Here is a 14,065-nt window from a genome sequence, read left to right as displayed (position 1 = left end):
CGCTTGCGAGACCCGCCCGGATAGAATCCATTGTGCAGCGCAGCACCTGTCTGCGTCCTTCGCGCAACCCATGGCTCCCCCCATTCCCAAACAAGTTTTCATTCAGGGCATCACCCATGATGGCCGGACGTTTCGCCCGAGCGATTGGGCCGAGCGGCTGGCGGGCGTGATGTGCTCGTTCCGGCCGGGCGGCCCGCAGCCGGACAGCCACCTGAGCTATTCGCCCTGGTGCGTGCCGACGGTGGTGAACGGCGTCAAGTGCGTGGTGGTGAGCGCCGAATTGCGCGAGGCCGAGGTCATGGCCTGGGACTTCGTGATGAACTTCGCCAAGGACAACAACCTGCAGGTGGCCGAGGCGTGCCTGGTGCCCGACCCGCCGGGGCCGGCAGGCAATCGCAAGTAGGGGAAGAACAACCAGCCCATGAAAAAACCGCCCGAAGGCGGTTTTTCACTTTGCTGCAGCGCACCCAGATCAAACGGCGGACTGGCGGGAGGCCTGTCCGGGCTTGCCTGAAGACGTCAGGCGGCGGCCTTTTCGGCGAGGGCCAGGGTCTTGACCTTGGCCGCCAGGCGGCTCTTGTCGCGAGCAGCCTTGTTCTTGTGGAAGATGCCCTTGTCGGCGATGGTGTCGACGATGCTCTGGGCCTTCGCGAAGAGTTCTGTCGCCTTGGTCTTGTCGCCAGCGACGACGGCCTTCTCGACATTCTTCACAGCGGTGCGGTACTTGGAGCGCAGCGAGGTGTTTGCGGCGTTGAGCTTGGTGTCCTGGCGGACGCGCTTGCGGCCCGACGCGAGGCGCGGGTTCTTTTTCTTCGGCTTGGTGGATGCCATGGTGGATGTTCCTTACGGTGTCTGCGGATGATGCGGCAAAGCCCTCCATTATAGGGCAGGGGCAATCGTCCGTCGCGGGCGCCTGGGAAGACACGCGCAGCCACATACACTTCCGGCCGTGTCGCTCTTCAAATCCGCCTCCACCGTCTCCCTGTTGACGCTCGCTTCCCGCATCACGGGGCTCATCCGCGACGTGCTCATGACTTCGGTGTTCGGCGTCAGCGCGATGACCGACGCGTTCTACGTCGCCTTCCGCATCCCCAACCTGTTCCGGCGCGTATTCGGCGAGGGCGCCTTCAGCCAGGCCTTCGTGCCGGTGCTGGCGGCCAACAGGACCGAGCAGGGCGACACAGGCGCCAAGGCCCTGGTGGACCACGTGGGGACGCTGTTGACCTGGACGCTCGTGCTGTTGTGCGTTGCGGGCGTGATCGGAGCGCCACTGATGGTCTGGGCCATGGCCAGCGGCCTTCAGAAGGACCCGGAGAGCTTCGAGGCGGCGGTGGTCATGACACGCTGGATGTTCCCCTACATCGGCTTCATGTCGCTGGTGGCACTGGCCGGCGGCATCCTCAACACCTGGCGCAAGTTTGCCGTGCCGGCAGCTGCGCCAGTGCTGCTCAACCTGGCCTTGATCCTTTCCATCGTGGTCGGTGCGCCTTGGTTTCGGCGCCTTGGCATCGAGCCGATCTACGCGCAATGTGCGGGCGTTATGGTCGGCGGGCTGCTCCAGCTGGCGCTGCAGATTCCGGCGCTGCGCAGGCTCGGGATGATGCCGCGCATCGGCCTTGGCGTGGGCGCGCTTCGGACTGCCTGGGCCGACCCGGGCACGCGTCGCGTCGCGCGCCTGATGCTGCCCGCGCTGATCGGGGTCAGCGTGGCGCAGATCTCGCTGCTGATCAACACGCAGATCGCCTCCCACCTGGCGACCGGCAGCGTGAGCTGGATCACCAATGCCGACCGGCTAATGGAGTTCCCGACGGCGCTGCTGGGCGTGGCGCTCGGCGTGGTGCTGATGCCCCAGCTCGCCGGTGCGCGCGCGGCCCAGGACGACGCGCGCTATTCCGCGATGCTCGACTGGGGCCTTCGCCTGGTGGTGCTGCTGTCGGTGCCCTGCGCCCTGGCTCTGCTGGTCTTTTCCCGACCGCTGGTGGCCGTGCTGTTCCACAACGGCGCCTTCAACGAATTCCATGTGCAGCGCACCAGCCTCGCCTTGATGGGCTACGGCGTCGGACTGGTCGGCCTGGTGGCTGTCAAAGTGCTGGCGCCGGGCTACTACGCCAAGCACGACACACGCACGCCGATGTTGATCGCGGTGGCGGTGCTGGTGCTGACGCAACTGCTCAACGTGGCCCTGGTGCCGCTGCTCCAGCATGCGGCGCTGACGCTCACCATTGCCATCGGCGCGATGATCAATGCGCTCTGGCTGCTCCTCGGGCTGGTTCGCCGTGGCAGCTACCGTCCCGAGCCGGGCTGGGGCCGCTTCCTGCTGCAGGTGCTGGCGGGCACTGCCGCACTCACCGCCCTGCTGGTCTGGGGCAACCAGCACTTCGACTGGATCGGGCTGCAGGCGCAGCGCCTGCAACGCATCGGCCTGCTGGCAGCCCTGGTGATCGGCGGCGCCGTGCTGTACTTTGGCGTGCTGGCGCTTGCGGGCGTCAAGCTGCGCAGCCTGGTGCGCCGCTGATCCCCCGGCGCAAGCCCCGCCTTGACGCTCGGCGCGTGCTCCTCTACAAAGACACATGACGTTCAGCTTCCAGGCGCCCACCGCACTCGAGTATTTCGAGTCGCTCGTCAAGAGCGATGATCATTTCCCGCTGCTCGAAGCCGCTGCCAGCCTGGCCCAGGACGAATACCCCGAGCTCGATGTCCAGCAGGTGCTGGGCGATGTCGACCAGCTGCTCGCTCGCCTCAAGCGCAGGTTGCCCGCCGATGCCGCGCCGCTGCAACGGCTGCGCGCCCTCAACCAGTTTTTCTTCCACGACCTGAGTTTTGGCGGCAACGTCAACGACTACTACGACCCCGACAACAGCTATCTCAACGCGGTGCTGCGCACGCGCCGCGGCATCCCGATTTCCCTGGCCGTGCTGTGGATGGAGCTGGCGCAGGGGCTGGGCCTGCAGGCGCGCGGCGTGGGTTTTCCGGGGCACTTCATGCTCAAGATCACGCTGCCCAAGGGCCAGGTGGTAATCGACCCGTTCACCGGAAAATCGCTCTCGCGCGAGGAGCTCAGCGAACGCCTCGAGCCCTACAAGCGCAGCAGCGGTCTGGTCGGCGACTTCGACGTGCCGCTGGGCTTGTACCTGCAGCCGGCTTCGCCGCGGGAGATCATCGGGCGCATGCTGCGCAACCTGAAGGAAATCCACCGGGCGCAGGAAGACTGGCAGCGCGCGATCGCGGTGCAGGACCGCCTGGTCACGCTGTTCCCCGAGGCCTGGGGCGAGCATCGCGACCGCGGGCTGGCTCATGCAGAGCAGGGAAACACCGCGCGCGCGGTGCGTGACCTCGAGACCTACCTGATGCATGCCGAGGATGCACTCGACATCGATGCCATCGCCGAGCGCGTCGCCGCCCTGCGCCGGGCGGAGAATTGATGGTGCAGGACAGCAGGGCCGCGGCCGCCGACCTCGGCACGCTGCATGAATTCCACGGCGTGCAGCCGGTGCTTCCGGTTGCCGATGCGGCCCGCGCCGCGCGCTACTTCTGCGATGTACTCGGCTTCGAACTCGACTTCATCGCCGGCGAGCCGCCCAGCTACGCCCGGGTGAAGAAGGGCGACCGCAGTTATGGCGATCCGGTCTACATCCGCCTGTGGCAATGCCGCCGAAGCGATGCCCAGGCCTGGCGCGGCGAGATCGTGATTCATGTCGGCCAGGACGTCGACGGCCTGCATGCCGCGTATGTCAAGCGCGGCGTTCAGGTAGTCGAACCGCCGATGTCGCAGCCATGGGGCCTGCGCGAGTTCGCGATTCGCGAGCCCGACGGCCATGTGCTGCGCTTCTGCGGCTATCTCTGAGGGCTTCTCGCCATCCTGCGTTCAGGCCCTACAGGCATCACAGTTTCAGCGACAGCGTGACCGGCGACGGCCCCTCCTGCCGGTCGATGAATGCGACCACGCGCTCGCCCAGGCGCTGAAAGCTCAGGTCCAGGTTCTGGGTGCCAAGCTGCAAATGCCGGACCTGCAGATGGTCGATGCCATCCGGCAGTCGGGGTTGCTCGACACGAATGAGGCTGCGGTGCGCATCGAGCTGCAGGCCGAGGGAAGCCTGCAGCAGCATGAAGACCGAGCCCGCCGCCCACGCCTGCGGCAGGCAGGCGACCGGATACGCGATAGGCGCTTCGCCCGGCGCACGCTCGAACCCGCAAAACAGCTCAGGCAGCCGCATGCCGAAATGGGTAGCGGCTTCGAACAAGCCATTGAGAAGCCTCACCAGTCCGTCGCGTTCGCCATAGCGCGCCAGTCCAGCGCCGCACAGGACGACGTCATGGGGCCAGACGGACCCGTTGTGGTAGGACATTGGATTGAAGCGCAGCGTCTCGGGGGGCAGCGTGCGAATGCCCCAACCGGAGTTGAACGCGCGCGACAGCAGCTGTGTGGCGACGGCGCGGCCCCGCTCGGCCCGCGGAAGGCCGGTGTACAGCAGGTGCCCGACGTTCGATGCCCGAACGCGGCAGGGCTGGCCGCGGCCGTCCAATGCCAGCGCGTAGAACTGCATGTCTTCCTGCCAGAAGTGCCGTTCGACCGCGGCTTGCAGCGCCACGGCGCACTGCTCCCAGTGGCGTGCTGCGTCCGCGTCGCCGCGCAGTCGCGACAGTTCGGCCATGACGGCGTAGGCCCGGTAAGCGTAGCCCTGGACTTCGATCAAGGCGATCGGCCCCTCCGGCGTACTTCCGTCGGCGTGGAACACCGAGTCGTTGCTGTCCTTCCATCCCTGATTGGCCAGCCCCGTCAACTCGCCGCGCGCGTAGCTCAGGAAGCCGGTGGGATGCCCGGCCGCATTTCGCTCGATCCAGCGCGCCGCGGCCTCGAGCGCAGGCCAGAAGGCATCCAGCGCACGGACATTGCCCATCCGCTCGGCGTAAGCGCCCGCGAGCATGACGAACAGCGGTGTGGTGTCGACACCGCCGTAGTACTTGGCAAAGGGAAGCTCGTTGACCGCCGCCATTTCCCCCTTGCGAGTCTCATGCATGATCTTGCCCGGCTCGGAGTCGCGGAAGGTCGAAGTCTGCTGTGCCTGGTTGTGCGCGAGAAAAGACAGCACGCCGTGTGCCAGGCCGGGATCGAGCCACAAGGTCTGCAATGCGGTGACGATCGCATCCCGTCCGAACGGCGTCGAGAACCAGGGGATGCCCGCATAGGGGTAAGGACCGGTGGGCAGGTCGGTGGTCAGCAGGGCCAGATCGGCACGCGACTTGTCGAGCCACGACTGGAACAGCCGGCCTGAGGCCAGCACGCGTGCGCCTCGCCGCTGGCGCGTGCGCATGCTGCGGCGAGCAGCGGCAGCCGCCGCCCGATAGCGCGAACAGCCGGCGTCGGCGGGGCAGGGCCCGATCTCGGCGTGGAGGGTCCAGCGCTGATGCGGCTCGAGTTGCACGATGAATGCTGCGTGCCGCTCGTCCAGGCTCTGGGGGGGTTCGGAAAACTCGATGCACATGCTGCGGCGCAATCCGTCGAGGCCCTGGTAGCGCAGTTCGACGCCGCGGTCCTTCAGGAGCGACGGCTCGCGGACGCCACGCTGCTGCCGATGCTGGCCGCGCACCTCGAACATGTCGTGGAAATCAGCGGCGAAGTGCAGCGTCAGCGGTGCCTGCACCCGTTGATCTCCATAGTTCAGCACGCTGATGCGCTCGAAAATTCTGTTGTCCCAGAGAAAGCGTTTGCGCTCCAGGTGAATCACCCCTTCCGGCGTGGCCGGATTGCCAAGCAGCGGCAGGGGGTGATTGGTCAAGTTGGCCGTAAAGAACAGGTTGTCCTGGCTCACGGCGCCGGAGAGCAGCGACGGCCTGCTGCCAGCCATCCGCAAGAGGAAAGTGGACAGCATGCGCGTGTCGTTGTGGAACAGCCCGTCGGCTTCTCCGGTGATGTCGCCGTAGACATCGGCCACCAGGAAAGTGTCGCCTTCTTTCAGGACGAACAGCCGCTGCGGGTTGCGCTCGAGGACCGCCTCGACATCAAGCGCCGCGAGGGGCGGTTCGGTTGTCATGCCTTGGCTCATGCTCAAGCTGCCTGAGGGTAGAAAGTGCCGTCTTTGTCGTGCGCCGGAAGCCGACGATACAGCTCCACATAGGCCTTGGCCATGGTCGTGGCGGAAAAACGCCGGTCGAAGGTGGCGCGAACCTCGCTGCGGTCGAGTGCTCCGACCTGATGAACGGCTGCAATCGCTTCGTTCTCGTCGGCGACGATCAGGCCACTGACGCCGTGGTCCACCACCTCGGGCACAGAGCCGCAGCGCCAGGCGATCACGGGCGTCCCGCAGGCCATGGCTTCGATCAGCACCAGCCCGAATGGCTCCGGCCAATCGATGGGGAAGAGCAGGGCGAGTGCCCCACCAAGGAAGGCGGGCTTTTCGGCATCGCCGATTTCCCCGATGTATTCCACCAACGGATGGTCGAGCAGCGGCCGGATCCGCTCGCGGAAGTATTCCTTGTCCGCCGCGTCGACCTTGGCGGCGATTTTCAGCGGCAGCCCTGCCCGAGTCGCGATGGCGATGGCGCGGTCGGGTCTTTTCTCGGGCGAGATGCGGCCAAGGAAGGCGAGATAGCCGCCGGTTGCCTGGGGCTGGAAAGGGTAGAGCGTCGGGTCCAGGCCGTGGTGGACAGTGCCATGCCATCGAGCGGAAGGCAGCGGCGTGCGTTGGTGCCTGGAAATGGATGCAAGAGGGAAATCCTTCCACGCCGCGTAGGCCTCGGGCAGGTCCTTCAGGTCCAGGCGGCCATGCAAGGTCGTGAGCGTGCGATCGGCCATGTCCGCAAAGAAGGGGAAATGCAGCAGGTCGATATGGAAGTGCAGCACGTCGAAGTCGGCCGCCTGGCGTCGCACCTCCTGCAACAGCACCATATGGCTGGCGAGGTCGGATTTCAGCGGCGCCGGATCGAGCCGCAACGCCTGCTCTCGCATCGGCACCAGCCGGGCCCGGGTGCGGGTATCCGCCGAAGCGAACAAAGTAACGTCATGCCCCTGGCTCACCAGGGCATTGCAGAGATGGGCGACGACGCGTTCGGTCCCGCCATACAAGCGGGGCGGCACCGATTCGTACATGGGTGAGATCTGGGCAATTTTCATGGCGAAGGCACCGTCGGCAAAAGCGGTAGAAGAGCACCGATGCCGGGTGCGCAAGGCCAGACGAAGGCGATTCTTGGATAGGACCAGTCGCACAAGCCGCGGGACCCCAGCCTTCAAACCAGCTGTGCCACCTGCAGTTCCTTCTTGAGGTAGGCGTAGAACAACGGGGCCGCGACGAGCCCGGCCGGTCCGAACACGGCCTCGGCCACGAACATCACCGACAGCAGCTCCCAGACCCCCATCTGAGTACGGGTGCCGACAACCTTGGCGTTGATGAAGTACTCGGCCTTGTGAATGAGGATCAGAAAGGCCAGGCAGGCCAGGGCGGCGACCGGCGACACCGAAAGGCCGACCAGCGTGATCACCGTGTTGCACAGGAGGTTGCCGACGATCGGCACCAGCCCGGCGACGAAGGTCAAGGTGATCAGCGCCGTTGCGTAGGGCAAGTGCAGGTCCCAGCGAGGCAGCAGGAACAGCAGGAAGACCGCAGTCAGCAGCGTGTTGAAGGCTGCAATCCAGAATTGCGCAGCCACGATCTGGCCGAAGGCCTCGCCGAACAGAAGGATGCGCTGCCTGAGCAGTTCGGCGAGCGGGCGGCCGGTAGAAGGGTGCTGGGCGATGGCTGCCAATGCGCCGACGATCAGGCCGACGTAGGCGAACAGCAAGCCTCCCAACCAGGCGCGACCTGTCACCGCGAGCACGCCTGCCTGGGCGCGCAGGTAGCCGGCGATGACCCGCTGCACTTCAGCCGTGCCTTCGGGCAGGTAGGCGCCGATGTCGGGCGGCAGCTTGAGCCGCAGCTCCAGCACCGTGCGGGCGATGTAGTCGAGCAATTCCTGGTATTGCTCCGGCGCGTTGAGCACGAACTCGCGAGCTTCCGAGAACGCCAGTATTCCGAGTCCGATCGGCGCCAGCGACACCAGGGTGGCGGCGACGATGCGCGCCCAGGACGCCGGCGAGTCCGGCGCCTGCTCGGGCGACTTCGGGGGCAGCAGCCGGCGCAGTCCAGCGTCGAGCAAGTGTGCGAGACGGCGCGTGCCGAGAAAACCGACGCAGACGCACAGCAGCCCTGGGAGCAGGCCCTGCCACATGATCAGCAGCAAGGCGCCGGCGATGAGCAGGTAGCTCGCCGTGACCAGCTTGCGCGACGGAGGGGGAACGACGATGCTCACGCGGCGAGGCCTTCTCAGGCCACGACCACGGCCGCGCCGGCGCCGAGCGGTGCGATGACGCCGATCTCGTGCACCGTCTCGCCCTCGGCACGCAGCGTGGCGGCGCAGGCTGCAGCCTCGGCCGCATCGATCACCACCACCATGCCGATGCCGTTGTTGAAGGTGCGGTTCATTTCGAGGTCGTCGATGCCGGCCACCTTCTGCAGCCAGGCGAAGAGCTCGCTTTGCGGCCAACTGCCCTTCTTCAAGTGCGCCGCCGTACCCTCGGGCAGCACACGCGGGATGTTCTCCAGCAGCCCGCCGCCCGTGATGTGGGCCAACGCCTTGATCGGGTGCCTCGCCAACGCCGTGAGGACTGGCTTGACATAGAGCCGGGTCGGCGCCATTACGGCATGGCGGAAGGCCTGGCCGTCCAGCATGGCGGGCAGGTCGGAGCCCGCCCGCTCGATGACCTTGCGTACCAGGCTGAAGCCGTTGGAATGCACGCCGGACGAGGCCAGGCCCAGCACCACGTCGCCTGCCTTGACGTCGCGGCCCGTGAGGATCTTCGCCTTCTCGACCGCGCCCACCGCGAAGCCGGCCAGATCGTATTCGCCGGCCGGGTACATGCCGGGCATCTCGGCGGTCTCGCCGCCGATCAGCGCGCAGCCGCTCAGCTCACAGCCGCGGGCGATGCCGCCGACCACCGCCGCGGCCGTGTCTACATCCAGCTTGCCGCAGGCGAAGTAGTCCAGAAAGAACAGCGGCTCGGCACCTTGCACCAGGACATCGTTGACGCTCATGGCCACCAGGTCGATGCCCACGGTGTCGTGCATGTTCCATTCGAAAGCCAGCTTGAGCTTCGTGCCCACGCCGTCGGTGCCGCTCACCAGCACCGGTTCCTTGTAGCGCTTGGGCACCTCGAACAGGGCGCCGAAGCCGCCAATTCCGGCCAGCACGCCCTCGCGCATCGTCTTTCGGGCCAAGGGCTTGATGCGGTCGACCAGCGCGTCGCCTGCATCGATGTCGACGCCGGCATCCTTGTAGCTGAGCGGGGTGGGCGGGGTGGAGTTCATGGGCGGGCCGGACGAAAAAGATGGGACGGTCGAAGGGAGGAGGAGAATGACGCCGGCAACCGGGGCGGTCGGGCCGATAGAATTCCCCACGATTTTAGGGCCCCTTGCCCCGCGCCCCCGGCCCGTCGCGCAGCGCTTCTGCCTGTCTCATGAATCCACGTACTGCGTCATCCGCGTCATCCCAGCTGCCCGCCGTGGCCTTGGCATGAAGCAGCTCGCGCTCGATATCGGCCTCGCTGCCGGCCCGACGCTGGCAGGCTTCTTTGCCGGCCCGAACGAACCCGCGGTGCGGCACTTGCGGCTGTGGATCGGCGATGCGCGTACAAGCACGCTGCATTCGCCCGTGCCGACCTACCTGTGGGGCGAGAGCGGCAGCGGCAAGACACATCTGCTCGAAGCGGTGCGAAGCGCCTTGCGCGAGCAGGGCGCGAGCGTGGGGTGGCTGCATCCGGGACTTTCCGAACCGCCCGACTTTGACGAGCAATGGAGTGCGGTGCTGCTCGACGACGTGCATCTCTACACCGCGGTGCAGCAGCACGCCGCCTTCAACTGGTTCGTCAACGCGCAGAGCCTGCAGCGCGGCGTGGTGGCGGCAGGCGCGGTACCGCCCGCCGACCTGCCGTTGCGGGAGGACCTGCGCACCCGCCTGGGATGGGGTCATGTGTTCCACTTGCAGGTGCTGAACGAACCGGAGCGGCGCGCTGTGCTGCGTCAGGCCGCCGACAGCCGCGGCGTGATGCTGACGGACGAAGTGCTCGACTACATGTTGCACCGCTTCAGCCGAGATCTGGGCAACCTGATGGAGTTGCTGGTGCAGCTCGACGGCTATGCCTTGCAGACCCAGCGCGCGATCACGATCCCGCTGATTCGGGCGATGCTAGAAAATGAATGAGGGCGCGTCCCGCGCCGAAGCTTTCCAATGATCAAGAAATTCATCGACAAACTCCTGGGCAAGTCCGGCGCCGGCGGCTCCAGCGGCAAGAACCGCTTTGGCAAGCGCCAGGAGGTGCCAGCCTCCGTGCACGGCATCGACCCGCAGCTGGTGGACGAGCGCGCCAGGAACGTCGTCACCACGCTGCAGGACGCCGGCTTCGAGGCCTACGTCGTCGGGGGCGCCGTGCGCGACCTGCTGCTCGGCCTGCGCCCGAAGGACTTCGACGTGGCCACCAACGCCACGCCCGAGCAGGTCAAGAGCCTGTTCCGGCGCGCCTTCATCATCGGCCGGCGCTTTCGCATCGTTCACGTGGTGTATGGCCGCGGGCGCGAGCACGAGGTGATCGAAGTCTCGACCTTTCGCGCCTACATGGACAGCGCGGGCGCCGAGCAGGTGGCCGGCAACGAGCGCACCAGCAAGGGCGAACTCGCCGGCATGAAGCATGCGGTGGACGCCAGCGGCCGCGTGCTGCGCGACAACGTCTGGGGCCCGCAGGAGGAAGACGCCGCACGGCGCGACTTCACCATCAACGCGATGTACTACGACCCGGCCAGCCAGATCGTGGTCGACTATCACAACGGCATCAAGGACGCCAAGAAGCTCACGCTGCGCATGATCGGAGACCCGGCCACGCGTTACCGCGAGGACCCGGTGCGCATCATCCGTGCGATCCGCTTCTCGGCCAAGTTGGCGGCGCTGGGTTTTTCGCTGGAACCCAAGACCGGGACGCCGCTGGTCGAATGCAGCAAGCTGCTGGCCGACGTTCCCCAGAGCCGCCTGTTCGACGAGATGCTCAAGCTGCTGCAGACCGGCCACGCGATGGCGACGGTGGCGCAGCTGCGCAAGCTGGGGCTGGCGACCGGAATCTACCCGCTGCTCGACGTGATCGTCGAGCGTGCCGAGCAGCCCTTCGTCAAGGCCGCGCTGCAGGACACCGACCGCCGTGTCGGCGAGGGCAAGCCGGTGGCGCCGAGCTTCCTGCTGGCTTGCGTGTTGTGGGCCGATGTGCGCGACGGCTGGGCGCAGCGGGTCGAAGGACATCACGGCCAGCGCCCCCAGGCGTCCTTCCCGGCCCTGCAGGATGCCATCGACGACGTGTTCAATGCTCGCATCGGTGACGTCTCGGGGCGAGGCAAGCTCGCAGCCGACATGCGCGAGATCTGGATGATGCAGCCGCGCTTCGACAAGCGCAGCGGCGCCACGCCGTACAGCCTGGTCGAGCAGGCGCGCTTTCGTGCGGCCTTCGACTTCATGCGCTTGCGCGCCGACGTCGGCGAGGTGAGCGAGGCGATTGCCGAATGGTGGCAAGAGTTCAGCAGCACTTCCGACGACCTGCGACGCCAGGACCTGCTGGACCAGGTGCGCGACGAGCAGCACAAGAGAACCCGCCAGCGCGGCCCGGCCCGCAGCGCGGCACCTGCAGCTGCGCCAGCCGATGGCGATGCCGAGCAGGCGCAGCCGCCCGAGGGCGAGCTGGCCGCCTCTGCGCCGCGTAAGCGCCGCCGCCGGCGAAAGCCGCGCACCGGCGGCGAGGCCGGCAGCAGCATGGCGGCCGAATGACGTGACCGCAACGCCGGCCTACGTCGCCATCGGCGCCAATCTCGGCGACGCGCAGGCGATGGTGAGGCGGGCAATGGACGACCTCGCAACCTTGCCTGGCACGCAGCTCGTCGCGCGCTCCTCGCTGTATCGCAGCGCACCCATCGAAGCGCAGGGGCCCGATTTCATCAATGCCGTCGTGGAGCTGCGCACCGGCCTGGCGCCGTTGGCCCTGCTCGCCGAACTGCAGCGGCTCGAGGCTGAGGCCGGGCGCGTGCGGCCCTACCGCAACGCACCGCGTACCCTCGACCTCGATCTGCTGCATCACGGCGACACCACGATGCAAAGCGCCGTTCTGACCCTGCCGCATCCGCGCCTTGGCGAGCGCGCCTTCGTGCTGCTGCCGCTCGCCGAGATCGCACCGGCCCTGGTCTCGGCGGCCCAGCTGGAGGGGGTGGCCGGCCAGCGCATCGAGCGGCTCTGAGCCCGCCTCGGCGGTGCTTGCCCATTACACTTGCCAGGTTTTTTCATGATGGCGTCACGGGCGGGTGATAGCCGTGAACCCAGGAGATCGCCAATGTTTGGCAAGCTGCTTCCCCGTGAGGGGAATTTCTTCGAGATGTTCAATCAGCATGCCGATCGCATCGTCGAAGCCGCGCGTGCTTTCGAGCAGCTGGTGGGCAACTACAACGATTTGCACTTGCGCGAGCAGTACAACCGCGATGTCGACAACGCCGAGCGCGCGGCCGACCGAGTGACGCATGACGTCAATCGGCTCATTCACAAGACCTTCATCACCCCCATCGACCGCGAGCAGATCCACAAGCTGATCAACACGATGGACGACGTGGCTGACCTGATCCAGGACTCGGCCGAAACCATGGCGCTGTACGACGTGCGCCACATGACGGATGAGATCACTCGCCTCACCGCCCTGAGCACCAAATGTTGCGAACGCGTGAAGGACGCTGTCAAGCTCCTCGGCAGGGTGAGCGAGCCGGCGACCGCCGAGGCCGCGCTCAAGACTTGCGAGGAGATCGACCGCCTCGAATCCGACGCTGACCGCGTCTTGCGCAGCGCCATGAGCAAGCTCTTCCGCGAGGAGCCGGACGTGCGCGAGGTCATCAAGCTGAAGGCGATCTACGAGCTCCTCGAGCGGATCACCGACAAGTGCGAGGACGTGGCCAATGTGATCGAGGGCATCGTCCTCGAGAATTCCTGAGCGCGGCGCCGAATGGAATCGGTCCAGGTCGCCCTCTGGGTGGTGGTAGTGCTGGTCGCGCTGGCCATCGCATTCGACTTCATGAACGGCTTCCACGACGCGGCGAATTCCATTGCCACGGTCGTGTCCACGGGCGTGCTCAAGCCCGGGCACGCGGTCGTGTTCGCCGCCTTCTTCAACCTGGTTGCGGTCTTCGTGTTCCACCTCAGCGTGGCGGCCACGGTCGGCAAGGGCATCGTGCATCCCGGGGTCGTCGACGTGCACGTGGTCTTCGGGGCGCTGGTGGGCGCCATCAGCTGGAACTTTCTGACTTGGTACTACGGCATTCCCAGCAGTTCCTCGCATGCGCTGATCGGCGGCATCGTCGGCGCGGTGATGGCCAAGGCGGGTGCGGGGTCGCTCGTCGCCGCGGGCATCTGGAAAACGGTGGCTTTCATCTTCGTGTCGCCGTTGCTCGGATTCCTGCTCGGCTCGATGATGATGGTGCTCGTCGCCTGGCTCTTCCGCCGTTCGACGCCCTCGCGCGTGGACCGGTGGTTCCGCACCCTGCAGCTGGTCTCGGCCGGCGCGTACAGCCTGGGCCACGGCGGCAACGATGCGCAAAAGACGATCGGCATCATCTGGATGCTGCTGATCGCAACCGGCCATGCAGCTGCCGACGCAGACGCGCCGCCGGCGTGGACCATCGCGACCTGTTATGCCGCGATCGCGCTGGGCACCATGTTCGGCGGCTGGCGCATCGTCAAGACCATGGGCCAGAAAATCACGAAGCTGAAGCCGGTCGGCGGCTTCTGCGCAGAGACGGGCGGGGCGCTGACGCTCTTCCTCGCCACTGCGCTGGGCATCCCGGTGTCGACCACGCACACCATCACCGGTGCGATCGTCGGCGTTGGTTCGACGCAGCGCGCCAGCGCGGTGCGCTGGGGCGTGGCCGGCAACATCGTCTGGGCCTGGGTCTTCACCATCCCGGCATCTGCCTTCGTGGCGGCCGTCGCCTACTGGATCGGCCTGCAGATTTTCTGATCGGGGCTA

At 66.6% G+C, this 14,065-nt stretch carries 14 protein-coding genes; 9 read left to right on the top strand and 5 right to left on the bottom strand.

The features are described from left to right. Positions 1–70: 70 nt before the first annotated feature. Positions 71–403 (top strand): DUF3579 domain-containing protein, encoded by a 333-nt coding sequence (locus E5CHR_RS23905; RefSeq protein WP_162582146.1) that lies wholly within the window; start codon positions 71–73, stop codon positions 401–403. 116 nt (positions 404–519) lie between these two features. Here E5CHR_RS23905 and rpsT read toward each other — a convergent pair whose 3' ends face one another. Next, positions 520–831: a 30S ribosomal protein S20 gene (rpsT, locus tag E5CHR_RS23900; RefSeq protein WP_162582145.1), complete on the bottom strand. Its 312-nt coding sequence runs from the start codon at positions 829–831 to the stop codon at positions 520–522. 118 nt (positions 832–949) lie between these two features. On the opposite strand from rpsT, the gene murJ reads away from it, so the two are divergent. From murJ to E5CHR_RS23885, 3 genes are read left to right on the top strand one after another with little or no spacing between them, the layout of a single operon-like run. Continuing rightward, a complete protein-coding gene (murJ, locus tag E5CHR_RS23895) occupies positions 950–2,515 on the top strand; it encodes a murein biosynthesis integral membrane protein MurJ (protein WP_162582144.1) in 1,566 nt (521 codons plus the stop codon). 55 nt (positions 2,516–2,570) lie between these two features. Beyond that, positions 2,571–3,422, top strand: coding sequence for a SirB1 family protein (locus E5CHR_RS23890; protein ID WP_162582143.1), 852 nt, complete (start codon positions 2,571–2,573; stop codon positions 3,420–3,422). Next, positions 3,422–3,844 (top strand): bleomycin resistance protein, encoded by a 423-nt coding sequence (locus E5CHR_RS23885; protein WP_162582142.1) that lies wholly within the window; start codon positions 3,422–3,424, stop codon positions 3,842–3,844. The genes E5CHR_RS23890 and E5CHR_RS23885 overlap by 1 nt, the downstream gene beginning before the upstream one ends. A 37-nt stretch (positions 3,845–3,881) precedes the next feature. Here the strand turns inward: E5CHR_RS23885 and E5CHR_RS23880 are convergent, their stop codons facing one another. The 4 genes from E5CHR_RS23880 to purM form a co-directional block, all read right to left on the bottom strand. Then, positions 3,882–6,032 carry an amylo-alpha-1,6-glucosidase gene (locus E5CHR_RS23880; RefSeq protein WP_162582141.1) on the bottom strand — a complete coding sequence of 717 codons (2,151 nt, stop codon included), beginning with the start codon at positions 6,030–6,032 and terminating at the stop codon, positions 3,882–3,884. Between the two features lie 14 nt (positions 6,033–6,046). Beyond that, a complete protein-coding gene (locus E5CHR_RS23875; protein ID WP_162582140.1) occupies positions 6,047–7,111 on the bottom strand; it encodes a glycosyltransferase family 4 protein in 1,065 nt (354 codons plus the stop codon). A gap of 113 nt (positions 7,112–7,224) precedes the next feature. Further along, positions 7,225–8,283, bottom strand: coding sequence for an AI-2E family transporter (locus E5CHR_RS23870; RefSeq protein WP_232062175.1), 1,059 nt, complete (start codon positions 8,281–8,283; stop codon positions 7,225–7,227). 14 nt (positions 8,284–8,297) lie between these two features. Next, positions 8,298–9,338 carry a phosphoribosylformylglycinamidine cyclo-ligase gene (purM, locus tag E5CHR_RS23865; RefSeq protein ID WP_162582139.1) on the bottom strand — a complete coding sequence of 347 codons (1,041 nt, stop codon included), beginning with the start codon at positions 9,336–9,338 and terminating at the stop codon, positions 8,298–8,300. A gap of 205 nt (positions 9,339–9,543) precedes the next feature. Between purM and hda the strand changes: the two genes are divergently transcribed. The 5 genes from hda (at position 9,544) to E5CHR_RS23840 (ending at position 14,056) form a co-directional block, all read left to right on the top strand. After that, positions 9,544–10,230: a DnaA regulatory inactivator Hda gene (gene hda / locus E5CHR_RS23860; RefSeq protein WP_162583868.1), complete on the top strand. Its 687-nt coding sequence runs from the start codon at positions 9,544–9,546 to the stop codon at positions 10,228–10,230. Between the two features lie 27 nt (positions 10,231–10,257). Then, on the top strand, positions 10,258–11,832 hold the full coding sequence (pcnB, locus tag E5CHR_RS23855; RefSeq protein ID WP_162582138.1) for a polynucleotide adenylyltransferase PcnB: 1,575 nt from the start codon (positions 10,258–10,260) through the stop codon (positions 11,830–11,832). Between the two features lies 1 nt (position 11,833). After that, positions 11,834–12,295 (top strand): 2-amino-4-hydroxy-6-hydroxymethyldihydropteridine diphosphokinase, encoded by a 462-nt coding sequence (gene folK / locus E5CHR_RS23850; RefSeq protein WP_269474065.1) that lies wholly within the window; start codon positions 11,834–11,836, stop codon positions 12,293–12,295. A gap of 93 nt (positions 12,296–12,388) precedes the next feature. Then, positions 12,389–13,033, top strand: a complete 645-nt coding sequence (locus E5CHR_RS23845; protein WP_162576181.1) for a DUF47 domain-containing protein — start codon at positions 12,389–12,391, stop codon at positions 13,031–13,033. A gap of 12 nt (positions 13,034–13,045) precedes the next feature. Next, positions 13,046–14,056 carry an inorganic phosphate transporter gene (locus tag E5CHR_RS23840; RefSeq protein ID WP_162582136.1) on the top strand — a complete coding sequence of 337 codons (1,011 nt, stop codon included), beginning with the start codon at positions 13,046–13,048 and terminating at the stop codon, positions 14,054–14,056. The last annotated feature ends 9 nt before the right edge of the window (positions 14,057–14,065 follow it).

This window comes from Variovorax sp. PBS-H4 (assembly GCF_901827205.1).
GTDB lineage: Bacteria > Pseudomonadota > Gammaproteobacteria > Burkholderiales > Burkholderiaceae_C > Variovorax.
Note: the sequence above shows the minus strand (reverse complement) of the source record. Positions and strands in the feature narration are given on the sequence as shown.

What these genes read in the sequence shown, in the direction of transcription:
- E5CHR_RS23880 (WP_162582141.1), bottom strand. Translation starts at nt 6,032, where the DNA reads ATGACAACCGAACCGCCCCTCGCGGCGCTTGATGTCGAGGCGGTCCTC.
- E5CHR_RS23845 (WP_162576181.1), top strand. Translation starts at nt 12,389, where the DNA reads ATGTTTGGCAAGCTGCTTCCCCGTGAGGGGAATTTCTTCGAGATGTTC.
- E5CHR_RS23885 (WP_162582142.1), top strand. Translation starts at nt 3,422, where the DNA reads ATGGTGCAGGACAGCAGGGCCGCGGCCGCCGACCTCGGCACGCTGCAT.
- rpsT (WP_162582145.1), bottom strand. Translation starts at nt 831, where the DNA reads ATGGCATCCACCAAGCCGAAGAAAAAGAACCCGCGCCTCGCGTCGGGC.
- E5CHR_RS23875 (WP_162582140.1), bottom strand. Translation starts at nt 7,111, where the DNA reads ATGAAAATTGCCCAGATCTCACCCATGTACGAATCGGTGCCGCCCCGC.
- E5CHR_RS23840 (WP_162582136.1), top strand. Translation starts at nt 13,046, where the DNA reads ATGGAATCGGTCCAGGTCGCCCTCTGGGTGGTGGTAGTGCTGGTCGCG.
- E5CHR_RS23890 (WP_162582143.1), top strand. Translation starts at nt 2,571, where the DNA reads ATGACGTTCAGCTTCCAGGCGCCCACCGCACTCGAGTATTTCGAGTCG.
- E5CHR_RS23905 (WP_162582146.1), top strand. Translation starts at nt 71, where the DNA reads ATGGCTCCCCCCATTCCCAAACAAGTTTTCATTCAGGGCATCACCCAT.
- hda (WP_162583868.1), top strand. Translation starts at nt 9,544, where the DNA reads ATGAAGCAGCTCGCGCTCGATATCGGCCTCGCTGCCGGCCCGACGCTG.
- purM (WP_162582139.1), bottom strand. Translation starts at nt 9,338, where the DNA reads ATGAACTCCACCCCGCCCACCCCGCTCAGCTACAAGGATGCCGGCGTC.
- pcnB (WP_162582138.1), top strand. Translation starts at nt 10,258, where the DNA reads ATGATCAAGAAATTCATCGACAAACTCCTGGGCAAGTCCGGCGCCGGC.